This window comes from Saccharothrix sp. 6-C (assembly GCF_016695385.1).
Taxonomy (GTDB): Bacteria; Actinomycetota; Actinomycetes; order Mycobacteriales; family Pseudonocardiaceae; genus Actinosynnema; species Actinosynnema texasense.
Genome location: NZ_CP064192.1, coordinates 947,283 through 966,394 on the forward strand (window position 1 = coordinate 947,283; position 19,112 = coordinate 966,394).

A 19,112-nucleotide genomic window follows, 5' to 3' on the forward strand; every position below is an offset into this window, starting at 1 on the left:
CAGCAGTAGTACGTCTGATAGCAGGTGTGCTACAAAATGCCGGACAACTCAGACAAGGGGGAGGTGAGGGTCCTTGGTCATCGAGGTGCGCGATCTGCGGATGCGCTACGGCACGACGGACGTGCTGCACGGGGTCGACTTCACCGCGGGCCCGGGCGAGGTGGTGGCCCTGCTCGGGCCCAACGGCGCGGGCAAGACCACGACGATCGAGATCCTGGAGGGCTTCCGGCTGCCCTCCGACGGCCACGTCCGGGTGCTGGGCGTCGACCCGGCCGTCGGCGACGAGGCCTGGCGGGCCAGGCTGGGCGTGGTGCTCCAGTCCTGGCGCGACCACGGCCGCTGGAAGGTGCGCGAGCTGCTGCACCACCTGGGTCGCTACTACGCGCCCTACGCGACACCGCACGAGTCGCGGCCGTTCGACACCGACGAGCTGATCGAGACCGTCGGCCTGACCGGGCACGCGCACAAGAAGATCAGCAGCCTCTCCGGCGGCCAGCGGCGGCGGCTGGACGTGGCGATCGGCATCGTCGGCAAGCCGGACCTGCTGTTCCTGGACGAGCCGACGGCCGGGTTCGACCCGCACGCGCGGCGGGACTTCCACGACCTGGTGCACCGGCTGTCGGACCTGGAGGGCATGACGATCCTCCTCACCACGCACGACCTGGCCGAGGCGGAGAAGCTGGCCGACCGGATCCTGGTGCTGGCGGGCGGGCGGATCATCGCCGACGGCAGCCCGGACCAGCTCAGCCGCCGGGTCGCGGGCAAGTCCGAGGTCCGCTGGACGCACGACGGCCTCCGGCACGTGCACACGACCGACGACGCGACGGCGTTCGTCCGCGACCTGTTCCGCCAGCACGCGACGGGCGTCTCCGAGCTGGAGGTGCGCCGCAGCACGTTGGAGGACACCTACATGGCCCTCGTGCAGCGGCACGAGAGCGGCCAGGCGACCGAGGAGGAGGTGGCGCTCCGGTGAACACCAAGGCACAGGCCATCCGGCTCGGCGTGGACCGCGGCGTGCGCGAGTTCCGCCACTCCCTGGGCAGCTCGGACCAGGGGTACAACCTGTTCACCGGGCTGGCCGCGCTGACCGTGCTGTGGTTCCAGCGCGACTCGCCCGTCGACGGCGCCGGCCTCTCGCTCGCCGCGCTGACCCTGCCCGGCCTGCTCGGCATGGGGATCGTGTTCGGCGCCCTGGTCGGGCCGGCCGGCCAGCTCTCGGTCAACCGGGAGGACGGCACGCTGCTGCGCGCCAAGGCGGTGCCGCACGGGATGGTCGGCTACCTGGTCGGCCGGACCGTGCAGACGTCGCTGGACTCCCTGGTCGGTCTGCTGATCGTGCTGGTGCCGGGCCTGTTCCTGGTGAACGTGCTGGCGGACGCGGGCGTGGGCGGCATCCTCGGCCTGCTCGCCGTGCTGGCGTTCGGGATGGTGTCGATGATGCCGTGGGGCGCGGTCGCCGGGTCGATCACCAAGAGCCCGGGCAGCGCGATGGGCATCACGATGCTGCCGATGATGGGTGTCGTGGCGATCTCTGGCATCTTCTACCCGATCACCGCGATGCCCGGCTGGTTGCAGGGCGTGGCCCAGGTGTTCCCGGTGTACTGGGCCGGTCACGGCGCCAGGGCGGCGCTGCTGCCGGACTCGGCGGCGGCCGCGGAGATCGGCGGCTCCTGGCGGATCCTGGAGATGGCGGGCGTGCTCGGGGTGTGGACGGTGGTCGGTTTCCTGCTTGCGCCTACGATCCTGCGTCGGATGGCTCGGCGGGAGTCCGGCTCGGACATGGAGCAGCGCCGACAGGCGGCGTTGCAGAGGGTGCGATGAGCGAAAGCGTCTACAACCGGATCGCGATGCTGCGCGCGGAACGGGGAGTGTCACGCCGGCAGCTCTCCGAGGCGCTGGGCATCCACTACCAGACCGTCGGCTACCTGGAACGGGGCGAGTACAGCCCCAGCCTGTACCTGGCGCTGCGCATCGCGCAGTACTTCGAGGTGCCGGTGGAGGTCGTGTTCTCGACCGACCCGTTCCCCCGGCTGGGCAGCACGGAGCGGTCCGCGTAGACGAGGAGGGGCGGCGCCGGAGGGCGCCGCCCCTGCCCTCACCTCAGCTCCGCCTCGACCACGTCGGCCGCCGCGGCGGTGCCGCCCGCCGCCCGGATCTCGGCCTTGAGCGCGGCCAGCCGCCGGGCCACCTCCGGGTCGTCCACCAGCTCCAGCACGGCGGAGCGCAGCACCTCGGCGGTGGCCTCCTCCCGCGGCACGTGCCTGCCGACGCCGAGGTCGACCAGCCGCACGGCGTTCATGACCTGCTCGCCGATCGCGGGCAGGCCGAGCATCGGCACGCCGTGGTAGAGCCCTTCCATGGTGCCGCCCATGCCGCAGTGCGTGATGAACGCCTTGGCGTGCGACAGGATCTCCAGCTGCGGCACCCACCGGTGCAGCTCCACGTTCGCCGGCGGCTCGCCCAGCTCGGCCGGGTCGACGTGCTTGCCGATGTTCACCACCACGTGCCAGTCGAGGTCGCCGAACGCCTCGAAGCACTGCCGGTAGATCCCCGGCTCGTTGGTGTAGGCCGACCCGAACGACACCAGCAGCACCGGTCGGTCGTCCGCGGGCCGTTCCCACGTGCCCTGGAACGACGACCGGTCGCTCAGGCACGGCCCCACGAACGTGTACTTCGGGTGCACCGACTCGTGGTTGGGCTGGAAGGACCGCGCGATGCTCACCACCGCCCGGTCGGGGTGGCCGACGTAGGTGCGGGCGGGGATCGCGCAGCCCTCGGCGGCCAGCCACCCGTCCAGCTCGCCGAAGAACGCCTCCACGTCGGGGTGGTCGTACATGTCGGCCATCTCCTCCTCCCAGCCCTCGTACGCGACGAAGGTGGGGGAGAACTGGATCGCGGGCACGCCCCAGCGGCCCGCCAGCACGCGTGCGGTCCACGCGCCGATGTCGTAGACGACCAGGTCCGGCCGGTCGTCGGCGTAGGCGGCGGCCAGCACCGGCAGCACGGTCCTGGCCTCCTCGAGGAACAGGCGCATGGCGGGCGCCATCTCGGTCGGCCACTCGCGGTCGTCGGTGGGCAGGCCGGTCGGGTGGAGCACGGGCTCGGCGCCCGCCTTCGCGACGATGCCGGCGAAGCCGGGGTCGACCGCGTAGGTGACCCGGTGGCCCCGGTTCACCAGTTCGGTGACGACGGGCAGCGTGGGGTTGACGTGGCCGTGGCCGGGGATGTTGAAGAAAGCGATGTGCGACACGGGTATCTCCGCATGAGGTCAGGGTCGGCTCGATGACCCCGGCACGCGAGGCGCGTGGGGGTTGACGGCTGCCCTGGGCTCAGAGGTACTCGACGCGGAATGCCCACATGCGACCAACGGTAGCGCCGGGCGCCACTCATTTACCGAGCACGGCGCGCAACGCGGCGCGGATCGCGGAGGCCAGTTCGGCCCGGCTCCGCGGGGTGCCGGGGTCGGGTGCGCCGAGCGCGCCCGCGCCGACCAGCCGGTCGAACAGCAGCCCGTCCACGAACGCCACCAGCTCCCGGCTGCTCCGCTCCGGGTCCGGCGCGCCCAACGCGGCCAGCAGCTCCCGCGCCTGCGCGCGCGGCCGTTCCCCGTGGGCCAGGATGCCGCGCAGCTCCGGGTGGTGCGTGGCCTCCAGCAGGCACGCGTACCGGGCCAGCGTGCGCTCGCGGCCGGTCGTCATCCACTGGTCGAGCACGGTCGCGAGGCTCTCGGAGAGCAGGTCGGGGTCGAGCGGGACGTCGATCCGCGCCGCCGCCACCTCGGCGTCCTCCAGGTCGGCGAGCCGCTGCACGACGCCTTCGACGAGGGCCTTGCGGGTGCGGAAGTAGGCCGACGTCGAGCCGGTGGGCACGCCCGCCTGCGCGTCCACGGCGCGGTGGGTCAGCCCGCGCATGCCCCGGGTGGCCACCACGTGGATCGCCGCGTCGGCGAGGGCGGCCATGCGCTCCGTCACAGTGCGTCCTCCTTCTACACCTGTAGAGTACTGGTCTCTACAGGTGTAGAAGGAGCGGGCATGAAAGCGGTCGTGGTGGGCGGTGGCCTCGGTGGCGTCACGGCGGCGGTGGCGTTGCGGCGGGTCGGGTGGGAGGTCGCGGTGCTGGAGCGCGCGGCGGAGTTCGGCGAGGTCGGCGCGGGCGTCGGCGTGATGCCGAACGCGATGCGGGCGCTGGCGGCGCTGGGCCTGGCCGACGACGTGCGGCGGATCGGCACGCCCCGCGTGCCGGGCGGCATCCGCGACCGGAGGGGGCGGACGCTGACGCGCGTCGACGCGTCGCACCAGGACCACGTGGTCGCCGTGCACCGGGCGGACCTGCACCGGGTGCTGCGGTCGGCGCTGCCGGCGCGGTGCCTGGTCACGGACACCGAGGTGCGCTCGCTGGACGACCTGGACGCGGACCTGGTGGTCGCCGCGGACGGCATCCGCAGCCGCGCCCGGGAGGCGCTGTTCCCGACATTGCCCCAGCCGGTGTACGCGGGCACCACGGCGTGGCGCAGCGTGACGACCGCCCGGTTCCCGCTCGACCTCGGCCTCAGCCAGAGCCTCGGCCCCGGCACCGAGTTCGGCGTCCTCCCACTGGGTGACGGCCGGGTCTGCTGGTACGCGGCTGCGATCGCACCCGCCGGTGGCCGCTCGGTCGACGAGCTGGGCGAGGTGCGCCGGCTCTTCGCCGACTGGCACGACCCCATCCCCGCCCTGCTGGACGCCACGCCGCCGGCTGCCGTGCTGCGGCACGACATCCACGAGCTCGCCGCGCCGCTGCCGACCTACGTGCGCGGCCGGGTGGCGCTGCTCGGTGACGCCGCCCACGCGATGACGCCCTACCTGGGCCAAGGCGCGTGCATGGCGATCGAGGACGCCGTGGTGCTGGCCGCCGCCTGCGCCCGCGCCGACGACGTGCCGACCGCGCTCGCCGCCTACGACCGGCAACGCCGGCCGCGCACGCAGTCGATGGCGAAGGCGTCCCGGGCGCTCGGGCGGGTCGGGCACAAGGTGCGCAACCCGGTGGCCGTGGCCGCGCGGAACGCCGCGATGCGCGCGGTGCCGGCGTCGGTCGGGTTGCGCGGGATGTCGAAGTTCTTCGGGTGGACGCCGCCGTCGTTGTCACCCGATAGGTGAAAAAGCGGTTGTGGGGTAAATCACAAGTTACTGCGGATATTCGAGCGGATAACGATCGAATATCACTCGTTTTCGCAGGATGGGTCACTCTTCTGCGCGATCAAGCACTCACTCTGCGACACCAATAGGGTGGTGTCGCACCTCCCCGGTGCCCGGCACGGCGGTGCAGCAACCACGAAAGGGCAACTACGGTGTCGCGCCATGGCCCCCGTCCCCCCGTGTCCGGCTGAAGCCATTCCCCTGCACGACGCCGCCGCCCCCACCGTCGACCTCGCCGAGGCCGAGGAGTTCATCCGACTGCACCACGCCGAGGACCCCGACCTCGGCGCGGTCGAGCACCGCCTGGCCGAGGTGCACGCCGAGGTCGCCGCCACCGGCACGTACCGCCACACCCCCGACGAGCTGACGTTCGGCGCACGGGTGGCGTGGCGCAACAGCGCGCGCTGCATCGGGCGGCTGTACTGGCGCAGCCTCAAAGTCCGAGACCTGCGCGAGCTGCGCGACCCCAAGGAGATCGCGGACGAGTGCGTCGAGCACCTCAAGCTCGCCGCCAACGGCGGCAAGGTCCGCCCGGTGATCACCGTGTTCGCGCCCGACGAGCCGGGCCGGCCCGCGCCGAGGATCCGCAACGAGCAGCTGATCCGGTACGCGGGCTACGTCGGCTCGGACGGCGGCGTGCTGGGCGACCGGCGCAACGCCGAGCTGACCGCGACGGCCATCGACATGGGCTGGCGACCGCCCGCGCGACGCGGGCCGTTCGACGTGCTGCCGTTGATCGTGGAACGGGAGGACGCCGAACCGGCCATGGTCGAGCTGCCGCCCGACGCGGTGCTGGAGGTGCCGATCGGCCACCCCGAGCTGCCGTGGCTGGCCGACCTCGGGCTGCGCTGGCACGCCGTGCCGGCGATCAGCAACATGCGGCTGCGCATCGGCGGCATCGACTACCCGGCCGCGCCGTTCAACGGCTGGTACATGGGCACCGAGATCGGCGCGCGCAACTTCGCCGACGGCGACCGGTACGACCTGCTGCCCTACCTGGGCCGGCGGATGGGCCTGGACACCTCCTCGGTGCGGACGCTGTGGCAGGACCGGGTGCTGGTCGAGCTGAACCGCGCGGTGCTGCACTCGTTCGCCGCGGCGGGCGTGACGATCACCGACCACCACACCGAGTCGGACCGGTTCCTCACGCACCTCAAGAAGGAGGAAGAGGCGGGTCGCTCGTGTCCGGCGGACTGGACGTGGATCGTCCCGCCGATGTCGAGCGGGATCACCAGCGTCTTCCACCGGTACTACGACAAGCGGGAGCTGGTGCCCAACTTCTTCGCCGGCGACACCGAGGGCGTCTGCCCGGTGATCCACTGAGCGCGCCGCGGGAGGTCTCAGCAAGACGTATGTACGGTTAACGTTAAGGCCCATCTGTGGCGTAGATCACCTTCGGCGGTCTAGGGTGACTCTCCGTGAGAGTGGGCATACCCGTCGAGGCGCGGCCCGCCGAGCGCCGCGTAGCCGGTCTACCGGAAACGGTGACCACGTTGATCGGTGCCGGACTCACGGTGGACGTGCAAGCCGGAGCGGGCAGACACGCCCACGCCTCGGACGCCGCCTACCGCGCAGCCGGTGCGAACGTCATCGCCGACCACCCGGCCGGGCAGTCCGACGTGATCGTCTCCGTCCAACCACCGACCCCCGAGCAGGCCGCCGCCCTCCGCGAGGGCGACGTCACGATCAGCTTCCTGCAACCCAACGCCGAGCCCGAGCTGATCGAGGTGCTCAAGGCCAGGAAGGTCACCGCGTTCAGCCTCGACCTGCTACCCCGGGTGACCAGGGCGCAGGCCGCGGACGCCCTGTCGTCGCAGGCCCTGGTGGCGGGGTACCGGGCGGTGCTGGAGGCCGCCAACCGGCTGCCCCGGTTCCTGCCCATGTTCACCACGGCGGCGGGCACCATCCCGCCCGCCAAGGTGCTCGTCCTCGGCGCGGGCGTGGCCGGGTTGCAGGCCATCGCCACCGCCCGGCGCCTCGGCGCCGTGGTCGAGGCCTACGACGTGCGCGCGGCGGCCAAGGACGAGGTCAAGAGCCTCGGCGCGCGGTTCCTCGAACTGGACCTCGAAACGCAGCAGGGCGTGTACGCCGAGGCGCAGTCGGAGACGTTCCTCGAACGCCAGCGCGAGCTGATCGCCGAGCGGGTCGCCGCCTCCGACGTGGTGATCTCCACCGCCGCCATCCCGGGCCGCAAGGCGCCCGTGCTGGTCACCAACGACATGCTCAAGGCGATGGCGCCCGGCTCGGTGGTGGTCGACCTGGCCGCCGAGTCCGGCGGCAACGTCACCGCGAGCAGCCCGGGTGAGGAGACCTGGGTCGGCGAGGTCCTGGTCTACGGCGCGCTGAACATGCCCAGCGGCATGCCCGTGCACGCCAGCAGGCTCTACGCGCGCAACGTGGCCAACCTCCTGATGATGATGACGGAGGACGGCCGGGTGGTCCCCGACCTCACCGACGAGGTGCTGTCCGGCTGCTGCCTCACGCACGCGGGCGAGCTGAGGAGGGAGCTGCGGTGATCGACCTGTTGACGATCTTCGTGCTGGCCGTGTTCGTCGGCTTCGAGGTCGTGTCGAAGGTGTCCACGATCCTGCACACGCCGCTGATGTCGGGCGCGAACGCGATCCACGGCGTGATCCTGGTCGGCGCCATCCTCATCACCGGGCGGGCCGAGCAGGCGCTGGAGGTCACCCTCGGCCTCGCCGCGGTCTTCCTGGCCACGGTCAACGTGGTCGGCGGCTTCGTGGTGACCGACCGGATGCTGGAGATGTTCAAGGGCCACAAGGCGGGCAGACCCGTCAAGAGCGCCGCCAACGGGCACCAGGAGGTGGGGGAGTGAGCCCCACCTGGGTCCAGCTCGCGTACCTGGTCGCCGCGCTGTGCTTCGTGCTCGCGCTCAAGGGCCTGAGCACCCCGAAGTACGCCCGCGCGGGCAACCTGGTCGGCGCGGCGGGCATGGCGCTGGCGGTGGTCACCGCGTACGTCCACGGCGCCGTGCACAACGGGCTGCTGATCGTGCTCGCCGTGGCCGCGGGCGTGGTGGTGGGCATCCCGGCGGCGCGCTCGGTGAAGATGACCGCCATCCCGCAGATGGTGGCGCTGTTCAACGGCGTCGGCGGCGCGGCGGCGGCGCTGGTGGCGTTGACCGAGTTCCTGGCCGTCCCGCACGGCTCGGTGGCGTTCCAGCTCGCCACCGTGCTCACCGTGCTGATCGGCTCGGTCAGCTTCTCCGGCAGCGTGGTCACCTTCCTCAAGCTCCAGGAGGTCATGACCACCCGGCCGGTGCTGCTGCCCGCCGGTCAGCTGCTCGGCCTCGGCGCGGCCGCGGTGAGCGCGCTGCTCGCGCTGTCGGTCGTGCTGACCGGCAACGGCCTGCTGCTGGTGCTGCTGGCGGTGGCGGGTCTCGCGCTGGGCGTGCTGTTCGTGCTGCCGGTGGGCGGCGCGGACGTGCCGATCGCGATCTCGCTGCTCAACGCGTTCACCGGTCTGGCCGTCGCCGCGTCCGGCTACGTGCTGGCCAACACCCTGCTGATCGTCGCGGGCACGCTCGTCGGCGCGTCCGGCACGATCCTGACCCGGCTGATGGCCCAGGCCATGGGCCGGCCGCTGACCAACATCCTGTTCGGCGCGTTCCAGGCGACCACGGCGACCGCGACCACCGACGAGCAGCGCACCGTGCGCTCCGGCACGGTGGAGGACGTGGCGATCCTGCTCGGGTACGCCCACTCCGTGCTCGTGGTCCCCGGTTACGGCCTGGCCGTGGCGCAGGGCCAGCACGCGGCGCGGGAGCTGGCGCAGGTGCTGGAACAGCGCGGGATCACCGTGCTCTACGGCATCCACCCGGTCGCGGGCCGCATGCCGGGCCACATGAACGTGCTGCTCGCCGAGGCGGACGTGCCGTACGAGCACCTCAAGGAGCTCGACGACGTCAACCCCGGCATCGGCAGCGTCGACGTGGTGCTGGTGGTCGGCGCGAACGACGTGGTCAACCCGGGGGCGCGGGACGAGCCGAGCAGCCCGATCTACGGCATGCCGATCTTCGACGTGGACCGGGCGAAGGCCGTGGTGTTCATGAAGCGCTCGATGCGGCCGGGCTTCGCGGGCGTGGACAACAGCCTGCTCTACAACCCGAAGACCACCATGCTGTTCGGCGACGCCAAGGAGTCGCTGACCAAGCTGCTGGCCGCGGTGAAGCACGTCTAGTGCCGCGGCCTGCGCGGTCGCGGCACTAGGAGCCGGACAGCTCGTACCCCGGCACGACGGGAGCGAGGTGGTCGCCGTACGCGCCGTCCACCTCGACCCGCCGCCACCACGCCGTCCGCTCCTCTGTGGACAGGTCCGGCACCACCACCGCCACCCCGTAGTCCCGGATCAGCGGGATCATCAGCTCCACGGCGGTGTGCAGGAACGACTCGTGCGGCTCGGCGAGCCTGCCCACGATCGACGGGTCGAGGACCAGCGCGTCCACCGGCAGCTCGCCGAACAGCGACAGCTCGGCCTGCCCGCCGTTGAACCGGGTCAGCCCGGTGGAGATCCCGTTGTCCCGCAACACCTGCGCGTTGTCGTCGCCCCTGCCCTCCAGCATCGACCGGGTGTCCAGGAAGATCTGCAGCCGTGACGCCGGCAGGCCGCTCGCGTCCAACGTCCGCTTCACCGTGCGCACCAGGTCCTCGTCGCGGGACTGCATCGGCGACAGCTCGAAGTACAGGGTGCCGAACGACTCGGGCCCGGCCGCCACGGCGGCGGCCTCGTGCAGCGCCCACTGGCCGAGCGCCAGCGACAGCCCGGTCTCCTCGGCCAGCTCGACGCACTCGTGGTGCCCGACCTCGTCCCAGCGCAGCCGGGCCACGTGGCCGAGCACCTGCCCGCCGGCCAGGTCGACCACCGGTTGGTACTCGACCTCCAGCTCCTGCCCGGCCAGCGCGCCGGGCATCTTCGCCGCCCGCGCCTGCCGTTCCCGCCACTGCCGGTCGAGGTGCTTGTCGTAGGGCAGCCACTGCCGCTTGCCGCACGTCTTGGCCCGGCGCAGGGTCGCGTCGCCCGCGCGCAGGATCTCAGCGACCTCCCACCCGGCGGGCGGCCGGTCGACCACGCCGATGGACGCGGACAGCGCCACGCCGTCGTCGACCGGCTGCCGCAGCGTCTCGTTGATCAGCTCGACCATGTCGGGCACGCTCGGCGTGGTCGGCGAGTTGTCCACCACGATGCCGAACTCGTCGCCGCCGATCCGGGCGACCAGCGCGACGTCGTCGGAGACCAGGGCTTCGAGCCGGTGGCCGACCTCGGTGAGTAGCCGGTCGCCGAAGGCGTGGCCGAGGCCGTTGTTCACCAGCGAGAACGCGTCCAGGCCGAGGTGGTAGAGGGTGATCCCGCCGCGTGACGCGCCGTGCAGCGCCTCCAGCCGGGTGGCGAAGCGCTGCCGGTTGGACAGGCCGGTGAGCGGGTCGTGCAGCAGCTGGAAGTCCAGGTTCTTCTGCAGCAGGTGCAGCTCGCTGACGTCCTCGACCATGGTCACGTGGTACGCGGGCTCGCCGTCCGCGTCGCGCAGCGAGGACACCGCCAGGTGCACCCACACCGGCTCGCCGTCCTCGCGCAGCAGCCGCCGCTGCTCGCGCGTCCGCTGCACCCGGCCCTCGCCGACCTCCTCGTACCTGGTCGCGAGCGCCTCGGCGTCGTCCGGGTCGAACAGCTCGACCAGCCGCCGCCCGGTCAGCTCGCCCCGGTCGCGGCCGATCATCTCGGCCAGCGCCGCGTTCACCTCGACGCACCGGCCCTCCAGGTCGGTGATCACGATGCCGAACGCGGAGGAGTCGAACACCTCGCGGAACCGGGCCTCGCTGACCTCCAGCACGCGTTCGGCGCGCAGCTTGGCCGCCATCAACGCGCGCTGGACCTCTTCCTGCTGGTCCAGTGCGTCCAGCCGCATCGCGGCGGCGAACCCGGCGCTCACCGCGCCCAGGATGGCGACGACCTTCTCCGCCAGCCCCGGCACGTCCCGCAGCTCCGGGCCCGCCAGCAGAGCGTGCCCGAGCACGTCCACCGTGCGCTGCAACGTCTCCGGGCCGGTGAAGTGGGCCTCGACCAGCCGGTGGCCGACCGCGGCGACCGGCTCGACGGCGAACGGCTCGGCCTGGACCGCGTCGGCGATCACGTCCACCAGTTCGAGCAGGTACAGCTCGATCTCGACCGGCGACATCGGCACGTAGGCGGTCGGGTAGACCGCCCGCATCCACTCCCGCGCGATGCCCTGCCGCCGGGTCCTATCGCGTGGCGACACGTCGGCTCACTTCTTGCGCCCCACCCCGGCGAAGATCCCCGCCCGGTCGGCGTCCTCTTGGACGGAGCCCTCCTCCGGCCGCCACCGGGGCAGCGGTACCACGCCGGGCTCGACCAGCTCGAAGCCGTCGAACAGGGCGGTGATCTCGGCGCGGGTGCGCGGGAACATCGGGTCCGGGCTCTGGCGCATCACCGCCACGACACCTGCCATCTCCTCGGGTTGCAGGTCGGAGCTGAACTGGGAGAGGGCGAGGTGGCTGCCCGGCGCCACGGCGTCGCGGTAGGCGGCGATCACGCCGGCCGGGTCGCGTTCGGGCGGCACGAAGTGGAACACCCCGACCGCGAGCACGCCGACCGGCTCGGCGAAGTCGATCAGGCCGGTGCCGCGGGCGCCCGCCAGCACCGCGTCCGGCTCGGTCAGGTCCTCCCGCAGGACCGCGGACCGGTCGTCGTCCCGCAGGATCATCTGGCTGTGCGCGACGGCGACGTCCTCGAAGTCCACGTACACCACTCGTGCCCCGGGCGCGGCCTTCTGCGCGATCTCGTGCACGTTGCCGACGGTCGGGATGCCGGAGCCCAGGTCGAGGAACTGCCGCACGCCGGCGTCGACCAGGTGCAGCACGGCCCGGCGCAGGAACGCGCGGTTGAGGCGGGCGATGGCGCGGCCGTTGGGCTGGGCGCGCAGGAACTCCTCCGCGAGCTCCCGGTCGGCCGCGAAGTTGTGGCCGCCGCCGAGCAGGTAGTCGTAGAGCCGTGCGGCGCTGGGCAGCCCCGTGTTCACGTCATCGGGGACCCAGCTCAGCCGATCCGCCACCCTCGTCCTCACCCGTGTGTGTGCCAGCCCGAGGTTTCGCCCCGCCGGGGCGAGGTTACTGATCCGGCCGGAGCCGCGGGCCGGGACGAGGCAGCTTGTCCCCGATCGGCGTACACGCAGTCACCAGAACGATCATGGCGAGGACGCCGAACGCCACTCGCGGTCCCCAGTGCGCGTGGACGAAGAGCGGCACCGCCACGCCGAGCGCGGTGCCGAGGGCACGGGCGAGGTTCACCAGACCGCCGCCCGACCCGGCGTCACCGCGGGGGAGGGCGCCGAGCACGGCCGCGTTGTTGGCCGGGATGAAGAGGCCGAGCCCGAGCCCCAACGCGATCAGCGCGACCGGGTGAACCTGCCAGGCGAGCACCCCGCAGGCCACTGTGGACAACACCGCGCCGGCCCGCGGCACGCGCCACGGCAGCGCCGCGCCGAGCGCGAACCCGACCGGCAGCGCGGTGAGCAGCAACCCGGTCGCCGACGGGCCGCGGTCGGACGTGAACGGCACCAGGACCAGCGGTCCGAACAGGACCAGGTACCCGCACGTCGCGCCGAACAGGCCGCCCTTCACCCGCCGCACCAGCGGTTCCCGCCACACGTAGCCGACACCCGCCGGCAGCGCGAGCAGCAGCAGGAACGGGCTCGCGCCGGACAGCACCAGCAGCAACGCGGTGGTGGCCGTGGCGAGCAGGACGACGGCGACCCCGTCGACCGGCGTGCTGCCCCGCTCCCGCGTGCGCGGCAACAGGTAGTGGCCCGCCACGAGGGCGGCGACGCCGACCGGCACGTTGACCAGGAACACCCACTGCCACCCGAACGCCTCGACCAGCAGGCCGCCGACCGTGGGGCCGAGCGCCAGCCCCAGCGCCTGCGCGGTCGCCTGCACCCCCAGCGCCTTGCGCATCAGGTCGCGCGGCACGGCCGCCACCACCAGCGCCACGCTGTTGGCCTGCAACATCGCCGCGCCCAGCGCCTGCACCACCCGGAACGCGATCAGCACGTCCAGGTCCCGGGCCAACGCGCACGCCACCGACGCGCCGGTGAACACCACGAACCCGTACAGGTACACGAGCTTGCGGCCCCGCCGGTCCGACCACTTGCCGATCGGCGCGACGAACGCGGCCAGCGTCAACAGGTACGCCAGCGACACCCACTCGGGTGACGCGCCGAAATCGTCCCGCAATGCGGGCAGGGCGAGTGTGACGACGCTCGCGTCGAACTGGCCGAGGAAGGCGCCGAGGCACACCGTCGCCACGGCCAGCCAAGGCGCACCGGCCCAGGTCGCGACCCGCCGCGGCCTGGGTGATTCCACGACGAACCAGCGCAGTGAGCGATTCATCGACACCAGACTATCTCGGTCTCCGACATAGTGCGAGCCAGTACCATTCGCGCATGTCAGACGAGGCACGCTCGCTCACCGACGTGGTCACGAGGCTCCGCCGGGCACTGCGCACGAGCATCCGGTCGGAATGGCCGTGGGACTCCCTGCCGATGGCGCAGGTCGAGCTGCTCCAGACGCTCGCCGAGCGTCCCCCGATGCGCGTGGGCGACCTCGCGGCCGAGTTGCGGCTGGCGCCGAACACGGTCAGCGGGCTCGTCGGCCAGCTGATCGAGAACGGTCTGGTCGAGCGGGGCGGCGACCCCAGCGACCGCCGCGTGGCCCGGCTTTCCGTGACACCGCAGGGGCACGAGCAGCTGGCCGTCTGGCAGTCCGCGCACGAGAAGCGCATCGGCTCGGCGCTGGACAAGCTCGACCCGGCCGAACGCGCCGACGTGGTCCGCGCCCTGGCCGCCCTCGACCACCTGGTGGACCACCTGCGTGCGAGCTGAGACCCGGATCGTCGCGGCCGTCGCCCTGGGCGGCGGCATCGGCGGCGTCGCGCGGTACGGCCTGTCCACCGTCGTGCCCGGCCCGTGGGGCACGCTGGTGGTCAACGTCGTGGGCAGCGCGCTGATCGGCGTCCTGATGGTCCTGGTGCCGCGCCTGCACCCGCTCGCCCGGCCGTTCCTCGGCATCGGCGTGCTCGGCGGCTTCACCACGTTCTCGGGCTACGCGCTGGACGCCGTGCGGCTGGGCGGCCTCACCGCCGTCGCGTACCTGTTCGGCACCCTGTTCCTGGCGCTGTGCGCGACCTTCGCCGCCATGGCCGCGACCCGCAAGGTGTGGCCATGACGGTGCTGCTGGTCTTCGCCGGCGCGGCCGTGGGCGCCTCGCTGCGCTACGCCGCCGGCCGGTTGGCCCAGCGGACGTTCCCCTGGGCCACGCTCGCGGTCAACGTCGTGGGCTCGTTCGTGCTGGGCTGCGTGGCCGGCACGTCACCGGACCTGTTCGCCCTGGTCGGCACCGGCCTGTGCGGCGGCCTGACGACCTACAGCACGTTCAGCTACGAGACCGTCCGGCTGACCGAGGACGGCCGCTACCGCCGAGCGCTGGCCAACATCGCCGCGAGCCTGGCCCTCGGCCTGGCCGCCGCCGTCCTCGGCTGCCTCATCTCCCGATGACGTCCGAGCCCCGCCTCACCCACCCGCGCCGCGGGCCGTGCCGGATCTCCTCGCGGTCACACGGTGGTCAACCGGCTCAGCACGGGGGGCAGGTCGCCGGTGTGCACGACGCCCAGGCGTTGGGTGGCCCGGGTCAGCGCCACGTACAGGTCGCTCGCGCCGCGCGGTGACTCGGCCAGGATGCCCGCCGGGTCGACGACCAGCACCGAGTCGAACTCCAGGCCCTTCGCGTCGGTCACGGCCAGCACCACCACCTGCGCGTCGAGGTCGTCCGAGGCGCCCGGCACGGCGGCGCGCAGCGACGCCACCGACGCCGCCGGCACGATCACCGCCAGCTTGCCGTCACCGATCGCGGCGACCTCCTTGCCCACCACCGGCGGCAGCGCCTCGGCCAGGGACGGCGCCCGCAGGCTCCACGGCGCGAAACCGCTGTCCCGCACCGAGGTCGGCGGCACGAGGTCGGGGTCGACCGACGCCAGCACGTCCGCCGCGACGGCCATGATCTCCGACGGCGTCCGGTAGTTGACGGTCAGCTCGGTGAGCTTCCAGCGGTCCATCACGTACGGCGACAGCACGTCGTGCCACGACGACGCGCCCGCGATGTCGCCGGTCTGCGCGATGTCGCCGACCACGGTCATCGACTTCGACGGGCACCGGCGCATCAACGTCCGCCACGCCATCGGCGACAGCTCCTGCGCCTCGTCCACGATGATGTGCCCGAACGTCCACGTCCGGTCCGCCGCCGCCCGCTCGGCCGCCGTCTCGTAGCGCTCCGCGCCGTGCCGCTCGGCCAGCCGGTAGGCGTCCATGATGTCGGTGGCCATCAGGATCTCCGGGTCGGCGTCGTCCTCCAGGTCGAGGATGTCCAGCACGCCCTGCGCGTAGTCGATCGCCTGCCGCCGCTGCCGCTCGGCCCGCGCCTTGGCCTCGGTGTCGTCCTCGCCGAGCAGCTCCGCCGCCTCGTCCAGCAGCGGCACGTCGGCGGGCGTCCACTCGGCGCCGCGCGGGCGGGCCAGCAGCTCGCGCTCGGCGGGGGAGAGCTTCGGCGTGGCCTTGGCGATCAGCTTCGGCGACGCGTACAGGTCTTCGAGCAGCCGCTGCGGCGACAGCGTCGGCCACAGCTTCTCGACGGCGGCCTGCACGGCGGGGTCCTCGCGCAGCTCGCGCCGGATGTCATCGATGTCGGCCTGGTCCAGCAGGTGCCTGCCCAGCCGGGACACGGCCTGCGACGCCAGGGTGGAGATGATCTCGCGCTGGAACGTCCGCCGCGCCTCGTTGTGCGGTCGTCTGGTGCGCCGCGCCCGCCCCCGCGCGTCGCTGATCGCCCGCCGGTCCAGCCGCAGCACGTCGCCGTCGAACGGCACCTCGACCAGGCTCGGCGCCTCCTGCCGGTCCCGGATGGCGTGCGCGACCACGTCCGCCATCCCGGTGCGGCCCTTCAGCGCGGCCACCTCGGCGGGTTCGCGACCGACCGCGGTGAGGCCGGGGAACAGCTCGCCGACGGTCGACAGCAGCACGCCCGTCTCGCCCAGCGAGGGCAGCACCTGCCCGATGTAGCGCAGGAACGTCGCGTTCGGCCCGACCACGAGCACGCCGCGCTTCGCCAACTGCCGCCGGTGCGTGTAGAGCAGGTACGCGGCGCGGTGCAGCGCGACCGCCGTCTTGCCGGTGCCCGGACCGCCCTGCACGACGACCACGCCGTTCAGCTCGGTGCGGATGATCTTGTCCTGCTCGGCCTGGATGGTCGCGACGATGTCGCCCATCTGGCCGGTGCGGCTCGCGTTCACCGCGGCCAGCAGGGTGGCCTCGCCGGTCAGGCCCTCGGAGCGGCGGTCCAGGTCGACCGAGTTGATGTCCAGCACCTCGTCGTCGAACCCGACCACCTTGCGCTGCTTGGTCCGCAGGTGCCTGCGCCGGCGCACGCCCTCGGGCGCGGCGGCGGTGGCCAGGTAGAACGGGCGGGCGGCGGGCGCGCGCCAGTCCATCAGCAGCGGCTCGTACTCCTTGTCCTCGTCGAACAAGCCGATCCGGCCGATGTAGAACCGCTCGTCGGTGTGGAAGTCGAGCCGGCCGAAGCACAACCCGTTCTCCACCGCGCTGTACTGCGCCAGCTGGTCGGAGTACAGGGCCACCGAGGTGTCGCGCTCGGAGCGCATCTGGTGCGTCCCACCGGTTTGCCGCAGCGCCCCGGCCAGGCGCTTCGAGCTCTGTTCGCGGAGGTCGTCCAGCCGGCCGTACAGCATCGACACGTATTCCTGCTCCGACTCGGTTTCCGCGAGCCGGAGGTCATCGGCGGGGCTTGACAACGTGCCTCATTTCTGGATAGCGTGTTTTATCAGCCTGTGTCGCATTGCGGCTGACGGTTTCTTGCGGGCTCACAGTCCTGCGCCCGTCTCGCGCAGAACGTCTAATCTACTACACGCCCTTCCCGCCGGTGCGTGAACAACTCCGCCCGCGCTCGGACTCGGTGAACGCACGAAGGCCGCCGCCGAGCGGGTGCTCGACGGCGGCCTGGTGATCTTGGTGCGGCCCGGACCTCCTGCTACAACCGGTCGGCGACGATCCCGCCGACCGCGGCCATGCCCGCCTTGTTCGGGTGCAGCGGCGCGACCGGCCCGGTCACGACCACGCCCTCGAACCACTTCTGCGCCGAGGGCGCGCACGCGTCGTGGCCCACGCTCGGCGACTCGATGTCGACGTACAGCGCGCCGTGCTCGGCTGCCTCGCGGGCGAACAGCTCGTTCAGCCGGTGGATGCCACCCTGGAGGTAGGCGGCGTCCTTGGGCCAGATCGGCTGCTCCGGGTGGCAGCCCTCGGGCCGGATGTGGGTGCCGTAGCCGACCACCACGACCCGCGCGCCGGGCGCCCGGTCGGAGATCAGGTCGAGCGCGGCGGCGAACTCGGCCGCGTAGGCGTCGATCCGCTCGGCCAGCTCGTCGCGCCCGCCGGCGGTGAACTCGTCGCGGCACGACCTGCCGATCGGCTGGGGCAGCAGGTTCACGCACTTCCCCGCCAGGTCGACCAGCGCGATGTCGTTGCCGCCGAGGGTGAGCGTCACCAGGTCGGTCGACGGGCTCAGCGCGTCCGCCTGCGGCGCCTGCGACTCGCCGTCGATGGTGGTCTGCGACCCGGTCAGGTCGTCGGTCACGGCGCCGGAGCACGTCACGTCCGTGAGCCGGGCGCCGATCCGCTCGGCCAGCACGGACGGCCAGTTGCGCGACGAGCGCATGCAGCCCGGGGCCTCCGGGTCCTGCTGCGGGATGAGCGGTCCGGCGGCGGACGAGTCGCCGAGGGCGACGTACTCGAAGTCCGGTTCGGCGAGGTCGGGGTCGGCGACCGCGGCACCGGCCGTCCAGGTGATCGTCAACGCCGCCAGCAACGCCGGTAGCAGCCTGCGCACGGTCGCCTCCTCTTCGTGATCGGGTGGTGTCCGCTGGACATGATGTGGCCTGGGCCGCCGAGGTGCGGCGGTGAGCCGGGGTAGATCACCCGAGAGAGTGCGCGAGGTCGTCGCGACGCCGGGTGACGGCTTCCCGGTGGGCCCACCACCCGATGAGCGGCTCTACGAAGGCACGCGGGTGAAACCGGGTCGCGGCGCCGGCTCGCTCCGGCACGCTGGGACGGGTGAAGGAGAAGCGCCGGGAGTTGGCGGGCCTGTGCCGCGTCGCGGTGGACCGCCCCAGGTGGCAGCTCGGGTTCGCGGCGGTCGTGTCGGCGTGGTCGCTGGCGTGGGTGGTGGGCCAGGCGTTCGGCGAGCCGAGCCCGCTGGAGGTGCTGCCGGTGCGGTGGGCCGGCCTGCCGACCGGCTGGTTGGACGCGACGCGCGGGTGGTTCGACGGCCGCACCGGGTTCCTGGCCGTGGTGGGTGGTCTGCTCTGGGCGATGACGAGCGCGAGCCGACAGGCGTCGGCGGTGGTCGGCTGGCTCGCGGTGATGGCGTCGGCGGAGGACGTCGGTTACGTCGCGGTGCGGTGGGCGTTGCTGTCGCTGGTGGTGTTCCTCGCGGTGATGGGCCTGGTGTCGATCACCGGGCGGCGGGCGTTCGTGGTGGACCGGGTGGCCGTCATCCCGCGGGACGTGGCCCGCGCGGGCGCGACGGCGGCAGCGCTGTCGGCGGTGGTGCCGCTGGTCGCGCCGGGGCTGGTGCTGGCCCGGCTGGTCGGCCCCTACGTGACTCGGCCACCGCGCCGACGGCCGGGGACGCCGATCGTCCGCGCGGCTTCCGCCGAACGGCCGCCGGCCGGCGGCACACCCGGTGAACTGCCCGAACCCGTCCCGGCGCAGCGCGGATCGCGTTGAGCCGGACCGGATTTCCCGATCCGGTCAGGGTATGCAAATAGTTTTGCACCCCA

19 protein-coding genes are annotated in these 19,112 nt (G+C 72.6%); 12 read left to right on the top strand and 7 right to left on the bottom strand.

Going from position 1 to position 19,112, the window contains the following annotated elements; genetic code table 11:
• Positions 1-100: 100 nt before the first annotated feature.
• From IOD16_RS04465 to IOD16_RS04475, 3 genes are read left to right on the top strand one after another with little or no spacing between them, the layout of a single operon-like run.
• On the top strand, positions 101-973 hold the full coding sequence (locus tag IOD16_RS04465; protein WP_201441196.1) for an ABC transporter ATP-binding protein: 873 nt from the start codon (positions 101-103) through the stop codon (positions 971-973).
• Positions 970-1,821, top strand: a complete 852-nt coding sequence (locus IOD16_RS04470; RefSeq protein ID WP_123743525.1) for an ABC transporter permease — start codon at positions 970-972, stop codon at positions 1,819-1,821. Before IOD16_RS04465 ends, IOD16_RS04470 begins: the two co-directional genes overlap by 4 nt.
• Positions 1,818-2,057 (top strand): helix-turn-helix transcriptional regulator, encoded by a 240-nt coding sequence (locus tag IOD16_RS04475; protein WP_123743524.1) that lies wholly within the window; start codon positions 1,818-1,820, stop codon positions 2,055-2,057. The genes IOD16_RS04470 and IOD16_RS04475 overlap by 4 nt, the downstream gene beginning before the upstream one ends.
• 38 nt (positions 2,058-2,095) lie before the next feature.
• Here the strand turns inward: IOD16_RS04475 and IOD16_RS04480 are convergent, their stop codons facing one another.
• Entirely contained in the window at positions 2,096-3,256 is a 1,161-nt protein-coding gene (locus IOD16_RS04480) for a macrolide family glycosyltransferase (protein WP_442978110.1), read from the bottom strand.
• A gap of 130 nt (positions 3,257-3,386) precedes the next feature.
• Entirely contained in the window at positions 3,387-3,971 is a 585-nt protein-coding gene (locus tag IOD16_RS04485; protein WP_201438982.1) for a TetR/AcrR family transcriptional regulator, read from the bottom strand.
• Positions 3,972-4,031: 60 nt separating this feature from the next.
• Here IOD16_RS04485 and IOD16_RS04490 point away from each other — a divergent pair, with 60 nt between their 5' ends.
• From IOD16_RS04490 to IOD16_RS04510, 5 genes are all read left to right on the top strand, one after another.
• Positions 4,032-5,135, top strand: a complete 1,104-nt coding sequence (locus IOD16_RS04490; RefSeq protein ID WP_201438983.1) for an FAD-dependent monooxygenase — start codon at positions 4,032-4,034, stop codon at positions 5,133-5,135.
• Between the two features lie 201 nt (positions 5,136-5,336).
• Entirely contained in the window at positions 5,337-6,497 is a 1,161-nt protein-coding gene (locus IOD16_RS04495) for a nitric oxide synthase oxygenase (protein WP_123743521.1), read from the top strand.
• Positions 6,498-6,598: 101 nt separating this feature from the next.
• Positions 6,599-7,690, top strand: coding sequence for a Re/Si-specific NAD(P)(+) transhydrogenase subunit alpha (locus IOD16_RS04500; RefSeq protein ID WP_328809485.1), 1,092 nt, complete (start codon positions 6,599-6,601; stop codon positions 7,688-7,690).
• Positions 7,687-8,010 carry an NAD(P) transhydrogenase subunit alpha gene (locus IOD16_RS04505; protein ID WP_328809415.1) on the top strand — a complete coding sequence of 108 codons (324 nt, stop codon included), beginning with the start codon at positions 7,687-7,689 and terminating at the stop codon, positions 8,008-8,010. The genes IOD16_RS04500 and IOD16_RS04505 overlap by 4 nt, the downstream gene beginning before the upstream one ends.
• Positions 8,007-9,374 carry an NAD(P)(+) transhydrogenase (Re/Si-specific) subunit beta gene (locus tag IOD16_RS04510; RefSeq protein WP_201438985.1) on the top strand — a complete coding sequence of 456 codons (1,368 nt, stop codon included), beginning with the start codon at positions 8,007-8,009 and terminating at the stop codon, positions 9,372-9,374. The genes IOD16_RS04505 and IOD16_RS04510 overlap by 4 nt, the downstream gene beginning before the upstream one ends.
• A gap of 25 nt (positions 9,375-9,399) precedes the next feature.
• Here the strand turns inward: IOD16_RS04510 and IOD16_RS04515 are convergent, their stop codons facing one another.
• Genes IOD16_RS04515 through IOD16_RS04525 form a run of 3 tightly spaced genes read right to left on the bottom strand, consistent with a single transcriptional unit; the run spans position 9,400 to position 13,597 of the window.
• Entirely contained in the window at positions 9,400-11,448 is a 2,049-nt protein-coding gene (locus tag IOD16_RS04515) for a PAS domain S-box protein (protein WP_201438986.1), read from the bottom strand.
• A 6-nt stretch (positions 11,449-11,454) separates the two neighbouring features.
• Positions 11,455-12,261, bottom strand: coding sequence for an SAM-dependent methyltransferase (locus IOD16_RS04520; RefSeq protein ID WP_201438987.1), 807 nt, complete (start codon positions 12,259-12,261; stop codon positions 11,455-11,457).
• A 55-nt stretch (positions 12,262-12,316) separates the two neighbouring features.
• Positions 12,317-13,597 carry an MFS transporter gene (locus IOD16_RS04525; protein WP_201438988.1) on the bottom strand — a complete coding sequence of 427 codons (1,281 nt, stop codon included), beginning with the start codon at positions 13,595-13,597 and terminating at the stop codon, positions 12,317-12,319.
• Between the two features lie 53 nt (positions 13,598-13,650).
• Between IOD16_RS04525 and IOD16_RS04530 the strand changes: the two genes are divergently transcribed.
• From IOD16_RS04530 to crcB, 3 genes are read left to right on the top strand one after another with little or no spacing between them, the layout of a single operon-like run.
• Positions 13,651-14,088: a MarR family winged helix-turn-helix transcriptional regulator gene (locus IOD16_RS04530; protein ID WP_123743514.1), complete on the top strand. Its 438-nt coding sequence runs from the start codon at positions 13,651-13,653 to the stop codon at positions 14,086-14,088.
• Positions 14,078-14,431, top strand: coding sequence for a fluoride efflux transporter FluC (locus IOD16_RS04535; RefSeq protein WP_236594753.1), 354 nt, complete (start codon positions 14,078-14,080; stop codon positions 14,429-14,431). Before IOD16_RS04530 ends, IOD16_RS04535 begins: the two co-directional genes overlap by 11 nt.
• Positions 14,428-14,760 carry a fluoride efflux transporter CrcB gene (gene crcB, locus IOD16_RS04540; protein WP_201438989.1) on the top strand — a complete coding sequence of 111 codons (333 nt, stop codon included), beginning with the start codon at positions 14,428-14,430 and terminating at the stop codon, positions 14,758-14,760. The genes IOD16_RS04535 and crcB overlap by 4 nt, the downstream gene beginning before the upstream one ends.
• Positions 14,761-14,816: 56 nt before the next feature.
• Here crcB and IOD16_RS04545 read toward each other — a convergent pair whose 3' ends face one another.
• Together IOD16_RS04545 and IOD16_RS04550 are read right to left on the bottom strand one after the other, a co-directional pair.
• Positions 14,817-17,066: a HelD family protein gene (locus IOD16_RS04545; protein WP_201438990.1), complete on the bottom strand. Its 2,250-nt coding sequence runs from the start codon at positions 17,064-17,066 to the stop codon at positions 14,817-14,819.
• 236 nt (positions 17,067-17,302) lie between these two features.
• A complete protein-coding gene (locus IOD16_RS04550) occupies positions 17,303-18,160 on the bottom strand; it encodes an SGNH/GDSL hydrolase family protein (RefSeq protein WP_236594754.1) in 858 nt (285 codons plus the stop codon).
• 224 nt (positions 18,161-18,384) lie between these two features.
• Here IOD16_RS04550 and IOD16_RS04555 point away from each other — a divergent pair, with 224 nt between their 5' ends.
• Positions 18,385-19,059, top strand: coding sequence for a hypothetical protein (locus tag IOD16_RS04555; RefSeq protein ID WP_201438991.1), 675 nt, complete (start codon positions 18,385-18,387; stop codon positions 19,057-19,059).
• Positions 19,060-19,112 lie beyond the last annotated feature (53 nt).

Excerpts from the sequence above, each read along its gene's own strand:
- IOD16_RS04465 (WP_201441196.1), top strand. The coding sequence starts at position 101 with ATGCGCTACGGCACGACGGACGTGCTGCACGGGGTCGACTTCACCGCG.
- IOD16_RS04490 (WP_201438983.1), top strand. The coding sequence starts at position 4,032 with ATGAAAGCGGTCGTGGTGGGCGGTGGCCTCGGTGGCGTCACGGCGGCG.
- IOD16_RS04525 (WP_201438988.1), bottom strand. The coding sequence starts at position 13,597 with ATGAATCGCTCACTGCGCTGGTTCGTCGTGGAATCACCCAGGCCGCGG.
- IOD16_RS04495 (WP_123743521.1), top strand. The coding sequence starts at position 5,337 with ATGGCCCCCGTCCCCCCGTGTCCGGCTGAAGCCATTCCCCTGCACGAC.
- crcB (WP_201438989.1), top strand. The coding sequence starts at position 14,428 with ATGACGGTGCTGCTGGTCTTCGCCGGCGCGGCCGTGGGCGCCTCGCTG.
- IOD16_RS04530 (WP_123743514.1), top strand. The coding sequence starts at position 13,651 with ATGTCAGACGAGGCACGCTCGCTCACCGACGTGGTCACGAGGCTCCGC.
- IOD16_RS04475 (WP_123743524.1), top strand. The coding sequence starts at position 1,818 with ATGAGCGAAAGCGTCTACAACCGGATCGCGATGCTGCGCGCGGAACGG.